Source organism: Noviherbaspirillum sp., from assembly GCF_035944575.1.
Taxonomy (GTDB): Bacteria; Pseudomonadota; Gammaproteobacteria; order Burkholderiales; family Burkholderiaceae_D; genus Noviherbaspirillum.
This window is the reverse complement of the sequence record NZ_DASZBA010000017.1, coordinates 1-6,439: the sequence shown is the minus strand read 5'-3', so window position 1 is coordinate 6,439 and position 6,439 is coordinate 1. Positions and strand designations below refer to the sequence as shown.

Below are 6,439 nucleotides of genomic sequence, written 5' to 3'. Positions count from 1 at the left end.
ACCGTTCAGGTTGTTCATGAAGATTCGGATGATCTCACCGAAACCGAGCGTAACGATCGCCAGGTAGTCACCGCGCAGCTTGAGGGTCGGCGCGCCCAGCAAGGCGCCGAAAAATGCGGCCAGCGCGGCGCCGAGCGGTACGATGAACCACACCGACAGGTGGATGCCGTTCTGCTGAATCTCCGGCCCGAGCAGCCATACCATCGCATTGCCGACGGCGGGATACTGGTTGATGAACGATTCCAGGACGGTTGCGAACTGCGGCGATGCCAGCAACCCGGTCATGTAGGCGCCCACCGCGTAGAAAGCGATGTAGCCGAGATCGAGCAGGCCCGCAAAACCGACTACGATATTCAGTCCCAGCGCCAGCATGATATAGAGCAGCGCCAGGTCGATGATACGGACCCAGGAATTGCCGAAGTTCGATGCGACGAACGGAAACGCGATCAATACCACGCCAAGAATGAAGAAACTGGTGTAGGCCTTGCGCGGATTGTTTTTGACGTCAAACAATGTGGACATGGAGCTCTCCTTTAGGCGCGATCGGCAACGCGTTCACCCATGATGCCGGATGGACGCAGGGTAAGAACGATAATCAGCACGATGAAGGCAAAAATGTCCTGGTAATGACTTCCCAGGAAACCGCCGGTCAGGTCGCCGATGTAACCGGCGCCAAGGCTTTCGATCAGCCCGAGCAAAATGCCGCCCAGCATCGCGCCGTAAATGTTTCCGATACCGCCCAGCACGGCTGCGGAAAAGGCCTTCAGGCCCGGCACGAAGCCCATGGCAAATTGAGCGGATGAATAATTCGCGCCCCACATTACGCCGGCAACCGCCGCCAGTGCGGCGCCAATGGCAAACGTCATCACGATTACCCGGTTTGAATCCACGCCCATCAAACCTGCCACGCGGGGATTTTCCGCCGTGGCACGCATTGCGCGGCCGATTTTGGTGCGCTCCACCAGGAGCGCCAGGCCGATCATCGAGATGGTGGCCAGCACCAGCAGCATGACCTGGGTCTGGGAGATCAGGGCGCCGAACACATTGAACGATTCGGTCGGCATCACCTGCGGGAAGGGAATCGGGCTGCGGCCCCAAATCATCATGGCAAACGTTTGCAGGAGGATTGACACGCCGATCGCGGTGATCAGCGGCGCGAGACGGGGTGCATTGCGCAAACGCCGGTAGGCGACACGCTCGATCACGACGTTGACGATGACGCATACCGGGATTGCGCCCAGGATCGCAATCAGAAGCTTGACGATCCCTGGCAGGTCAGGTGCCGCGGTTTGCAGAAACTGCAAAATCGTCACGGCGGCCATCGCTCCGATCATCAGCACATCGCCGTGGGCGAAGTTGATCAGGTTGAGAACGCCGTACACCATCGTGTATCCAAGCGCGACCAGTGCGTACATACTGCCGAGCACCAGGCCGTTGATGATTTGTTGGATAAATGTATCCATGGGTTGCCTACTCTCTTGAAGGATCTTTCAAATCGTTCAGCGGCTTGACTGCGGGGAGCATGTGCAACTGCAGCAAACCGTCTCTGATAACAAAAACGGCACCCCGGATAGCCTTTGGGTGCCGCTTGGACGTTCAATGCTGTTCAGTGGATTAGACCGGCCGCGACGCTGCGGTGGACCATGATGGCGGGACAATTGCGCATAATGTGAAGTCTCCTGTTTTTGATAAAAACTTTTTCGTGATGCCGGGCGCCTTTTGAGCGTCCACCAGAACCGGGCGGGATTATACCGAACCTTGCGGTATATGGAACTCTTTGTAGTCGAGGATCACATCTAATAGACAAACATACGAAAAACTGCTTCGCAATCGGACAGGGTGATCGTGTCATATGACCTTATCCATTGAAGCAATCGATATGCCAGCCGGAAACCCTTTAATCGACACGCCCGTAAGCGTCCAATATGGCAGGACAACGAATTTTAAGAAGTTTTGATGAGCTGTTGTGTTTAAAGAAACAAGCTTATATCGCTTTAATAATCAAACTGGCATTCATAATTTTTATTTAAGCAAATTTACCCCATTTTTCCGGCTAAATTTGCAAAGTTTCATTCTGAATATGTCATGGTGTTGTCACATACAGAACGGCCGGTCCATCTGTACCAGGTTTGATCTGTAGCAGGCATCTTTGCGCGCCACTACTCCGCGCGCTGAACCGCCAGTCCTTTTGGCATTGGAAATGTCACGCTTTCCTCTACGCCGGCCAGAGTCCGGACGCTTTTTGCACCATATTGCTTCAGTCGGTCAATAACGGCTTGCACCAATATTTCCGGTGCGGAAGCGCCCGCCGTAACGCCAATACGATTCTTCCCTTGCAGCCAGGAAGGATTGATTTGCTCCGCGTTGTCGACCATATACGCGGCGACCCCCTTTTTCTCGGCAACCTCACGCAACCGATTGGAATTGGAACTATTCGGACTACCAACGACGATGACCAGCTCCACCTGTGGCGCCATGAACTTGACCGCTTCCTGGCGGTTGGTGGTGGCGTAGCAAATATCGCCCTTCTTGGGCTCTGCGATATGGGGGAATTTGCGTTTGAGCGCAGCGATGATTTCGGCCGTGTCGTCTATCGACAGCGTGGTTTGCGATACATAGGCGAGCCTGTCGGGGTCCCTGACTTCCAGCTTATCCACATCTTCGCAGGTTTCAACCAGATACATGCCCTCTTCCGCCTGCCCCATCGTACCCTCCACCTCCGGATGTCCGTCGTGGCCGATCATGATGATCTCGCGCCCTTCGCGGCGCATCTTGGCGACTTCCACGTGCACTTTCGTGACCAGGGGACAAGTGGCATCAAATACTCTTAACCCTCGCTCCTCGGCTTCCGTCTGCACCGCTTTGGACACCCCGTGCGCCGAAAAGATAACCGTGTTTCCCGCGGGGACATCCTGTAATTCCTCGATAAAAATGGCACCCTTGCTGCGCAGATCGGCGACCACATACGCGTTGTGGACGATTTCATGACGTACGTAGATGGGTGCGCCGAACTCCGCCAGCGCCCGCTCGACGATCTCGATCGCCCGGTCCACACCGGCACAGAATCCGCGCGGCTGCGCCAGCAATACTTCCTTATCCATGATTGATCCTTGGTTCAGCTTGTATTTTTTCGGCTTTCACAGAATGCCGATAATGTTGACTTCGAATTTGAGATTCTGGCCGGCCAACGGATGATTGAAATCGAATACCGCACCATCGGCATCGATGTCACGAAGCACGCCGGCAAATCTTCCGCCTCCCGGAGCGGCAAACTCAACAAGGTCGCCTACCGCATATTCCTCGCCCAACTGGGAATTCTCCTTCAGCGTGGTGCGCGATACGCGCTGTATCAGATCAGGATTGCGCGGGCCGAATGCCTGGTCGGGTGACAGGTCGAACGTCCGGTGCGCGCCTTCCGGCAGGCCCAGCAAGCACGCCTCGAGGAAGGGGGCCAGTTGTCCTGTACCGAGCTGCAGCGTCGCCGGATTGTCCTTGAATGTCGTAACGATATCGGTGCCGTCGGCGGAAGCAAGACGGTAATGCAGCGTGAGATAAGCCGCTTCGGTGACGACGGGGGATTCAGACTGTGACATGGGAAGTGAAATAGCGTGGCAACACGCTATTGTAAGTCACGTTATGTTAAGGAGACGAAGGCCATATGGCGGTGTTTATGGCGAATCACAAGCATCCGTAGACAGCGCCCGCATAAATTGCAATTTCGACAATGCCCGTACGTATAATGGCAAAATGTCATTTTGACATTCTCTTTATTTCAAAAGCACATTTATATGGCAATCACCGACTGGCCGACAGATCAACGACCACGGGAGCGGCTGATCAAGCATGGCGCCCAATCCCTGTCTGATGCCGAGCTTCTCGCGGTTTTTCTGAGAATCGGCATAAAGGGGAAAAGCGCAGTGGATCTGGCACGGGACATGGTGAATCACTTCGGATCACTCAATAATCTGTTCACTGCCACCCTCAGCGACTTTTCTGCGATCCATGGACTTGGCTCCGCCAAGTATGCGCAACTGCAAGCCGTGCTCGAACTCGCGCGGCGGGCGTTGGACGAAGAACTGCGTTTGGGTATAGCGCTGTCATCTCCTCAGGCCGTAAAGCATTATCTTCAACTTCTCCTCGGGAACAAGCCGTACGAGTCCTTCGTAGTGCTCTATCTGGATGTAAAAAACCGGCTGATATGCACCGACGAACTTTTCCGCGGCACGCTGACGCATGCCAGCGTCTATCCAAGGGAGGTGGTGAAGTCGGCCCTCTCCCGTAACGCAGCGAGTATCATCATTTCGCATAACCATCCCTCGGGCACCCCTGAACCCAGTGCAGCAGACCATGCACTTACCGACGCATTGAAACAGGCGCTAAGCCTTGTGGATATCCGGATCCTGGATCATTTCATCGTGGCCGGAAAGCAGGTCTATTCGTTCGCTGAACACGGCCATATGTAAGAAGGCAAACCAACGTCAAAAGAAATGTTAAATTTTTCGGAAGTTTTGCGACACACTTTTTTTTCGCAAGTCGTTGAAAATTCACATTTTTTTCTATATACTCGTCGGTTTTCCGAATTTGGAAATTTTTAAGGAGCTAATCATGGCACGTGTCTGCCAAGTCACCGGGAAGGGGCCGATGGTCGGCAACAACGTTTCCCATGCAAACAACAAGACCAAGCGTCGCTTTTTGCCGAACCTGCAAAACCGCCGCATCTTCGTTGAATCCGAAAACCGCTGGGTTTCTTTGCGCATCTCCAATGCAGGCCTGCGCGTCATCGACAAAATCGGCATCGACGCCGTCCTGAGCGACATGCGCGCTCGTGGCGAAAAAGTCTAAGCTGAATTCATCAGGAAAATATCATGGCGAAATCTAACCGCGACAAAATCAAGCTGGAATCGACCGCAGGTACAGGTCATTTCTACACCACAACCAAGAACAAGCGCACCATGCCGGAAAAAATGGCGATCATGAAGTTTGATCCAAAGGCACGCAAGCACGTCGAATACAAGGAAACAAAGATCAAGTAATCTTGCTCTGCGTTTCTAGTATAAAAGGCCGCTCATTCGCATGAGCGGCCTTTTTTTTTGATGCTCGCAATCGATGGAATGATGGATATCCGGTACTGAGTGAAGAACGCCTGCCCCCATTTCACTTAAGTATTGCGTGACCTCACTTGCGTGAGCTCACTTCAAGTGAGCAAGTGAGGGACATCTTCTCCCGCTCAAACCCGCATGAAAAAGGCCACGACGTATCGTGGCCTTTTTGTTCTGGGCTGCTGATTCGGGGCTTATATCACGTCGCCCCGACGATCAAGCATAACTGCGAAGACGGAACGAGAAATCCTGCAATGCCTTGATACCGGATGCCTCGGCACGGGCACACCAATCTTGCAACTGCTGAAGCAACTGCTCACGGCTGGCGTTGGAGCGCTCCCAAATAGCGCCCAGTTCTACCCGCATGTCGTGCATGGTTTTCAATGCCTTGCTATGCGCAAACAATTCCATCAACTGCTGCTTCTGCCCTGCTTCCAGCTTTGCCGGCTCACGTTGCAGAAGCTTTCTCGACGATTTCAGGAAGCCCGATTCAAATTTAGCCTTGCCCGCCAACTGCTCGACTTCATCGTGCCAGGCGCGCTTCAACGAAACTGCGTATTTGGCCATCACGTCGTAACGATTGGCAATTACAGACTGCAGCGTATCGAAGTCAGCGATTGTTTTCTCGCGATTGAATTTTGGTTCCGGAGCGACCTTCTTCACTTTGGCCAATCCCACCATTTCGAGGATTCTGATATACATCCAGCCGATATCGAACTCGTACCATTTGGATGACAGTTTGGCCGATGTACCGAAGGTGTGATGATTGTTATGCAGTTCTTCACCGCCGATCAGAATGCCGATCGGGAAAATATTGGTCGCAGCGTCTGAGCATTCATAGTTGCGATAGCCCCAATAGTGACCGATGCCGTTGATGATTCCGGCTGCAGTTACCGGAATCCACAGCATTTGCACTGCCCACACTGACAAACCGACCACACCGAACAGCATGATGTCGATGATGAGCATCAACCCCACACCCTGCCAGCTGTATTTCGAGTAGATATTTCTTTCAACCCAGTCGTCTGGCGTGCCATGACCGAATTTCTCAATTGTTTCGGCATTCTTGGATTCGGCACGATACAGTTCCGCCCCTTCGAGCAGGACTTTCTTGATGCCACGGGTCACCGGGCTGTGCGGATCATCTTCCGTCTCACATTTTGCATGGTGCTTGCGATGGATGGCCGCCCATTCCTTGGTAACCATGCCAGTCGTCAGCCAAAGCCAGAAGCGGAAGAAATGACTTGGAATCGCATGCAGATCGAGCGCCCGGTGCGCTTGGCAGCGATGCAGATAAATGGTGACGGCGGCAATGGTAATGTGAGTCACTACCAATGTAT

8 protein-coding genes are annotated in these 6,439 nt (G+C 53.5%); 3 read left to right on the top strand and 5 right to left on the bottom strand.

All coding sequences use genetic code 11. From position 1 onward, the window contains the following. The 4 genes from VGU61_RS01025 to VGU61_RS01010 all read right to left on the bottom strand — a co-directional run. The coding region (locus VGU61_RS01025; RefSeq protein WP_414691574.1) for an ABC transporter permease subunit at positions 1-522 on the bottom strand (522 nt) is incomplete at its 3' end. An 11-nt stretch (positions 523-533) separates the two neighbouring features. After that, a complete protein-coding gene (locus tag VGU61_RS01020) occupies positions 534-1,463 on the bottom strand; it encodes a branched-chain amino acid ABC transporter permease (RefSeq protein WP_326857236.1) in 930 nt (309 codons plus the stop codon). Positions 1,464-2,159: 696 nt separating this feature from the next. After that, positions 2,160-3,101 carry a 4-hydroxy-3-methylbut-2-enyl diphosphate reductase gene (gene ispH / locus VGU61_RS01015; protein ID WP_326857235.1) on the bottom strand — a complete coding sequence of 314 codons (942 nt, stop codon included), beginning with the start codon at positions 3,099-3,101 and terminating at the stop codon, positions 2,160-2,162. Positions 3,102-3,137: 36 nt separating this feature from the next. Beyond that, positions 3,138-3,593, bottom strand: coding sequence for a peptidylprolyl isomerase (locus VGU61_RS01010; RefSeq protein WP_326857234.1), 456 nt, complete (start codon positions 3,591-3,593; stop codon positions 3,138-3,140). A gap of 195 nt (positions 3,594-3,788) precedes the next feature. On the opposite strand from VGU61_RS01010, the gene radC reads away from it, so the two are divergent. The 3 genes from radC (at position 3,789) to rpmG (ending at position 5,033) form a co-directional block, all read left to right on the top strand. Next, a complete protein-coding gene (gene radC / locus VGU61_RS01005; protein ID WP_326857233.1) occupies positions 3,789-4,463 on the top strand; it encodes a RadC family protein in 675 nt (224 codons plus the stop codon). 142 nt (positions 4,464-4,605) lie between these two features. Beyond that, positions 4,606-4,842 (top strand): 50S ribosomal protein L28, encoded by a 237-nt coding sequence (rpmB, locus tag VGU61_RS01000; protein ID WP_326857232.1) that lies wholly within the window; start codon positions 4,606-4,608, stop codon positions 4,840-4,842. A gap of 23 nt (positions 4,843-4,865) precedes the next feature. Further along, positions 4,866-5,033: a 50S ribosomal protein L33 gene (gene rpmG, locus VGU61_RS00995; RefSeq protein WP_057292919.1), complete on the top strand. Its 168-nt coding sequence runs from the start codon at positions 4,866-4,868 to the stop codon at positions 5,031-5,033. A gap of 282 nt (positions 5,034-5,315) precedes the next feature. On the opposite strand, the gene VGU61_RS00990 is transcribed toward rpmG, so the two are convergent. Next, a partial coding sequence (locus VGU61_RS00990; protein WP_326857231.1) for a DesA family fatty acid desaturase occupies positions 5,316-6,439 on the bottom strand: 1,124 nt, incomplete at its 5' end.

Bases quoted from the DNA above. Each gene is read 5' to 3' on its own strand.
- VGU61_RS01020 (WP_326857236.1), bottom strand. From the start codon at position 1,463: ATGGATACATTTATCCAACAAATCATCAACGGCCTGGTGCTCGGCAGT.
- ispH (WP_326857235.1), bottom strand. From the start codon at position 3,101: ATGGATAAGGAAGTATTGCTGGCGCAGCCGCGCGGATTCTGTGCCGGT.
- VGU61_RS01010 (WP_326857234.1), bottom strand. From the start codon at position 3,593: ATGTCACAGTCTGAATCCCCCGTCGTCACCGAAGCGGCTTATCTCACG.
- radC (WP_326857233.1), top strand. From the start codon at position 3,789: ATGGCAATCACCGACTGGCCGACAGATCAACGACCACGGGAGCGGCTG.
- rpmB (WP_326857232.1), top strand. From the start codon at position 4,606: ATGGCACGTGTCTGCCAAGTCACCGGGAAGGGGCCGATGGTCGGCAAC.
- rpmG (WP_057292919.1), top strand. From the start codon at position 4,866: ATGGCGAAATCTAACCGCGACAAAATCAAGCTGGAATCGACCGCAGGT.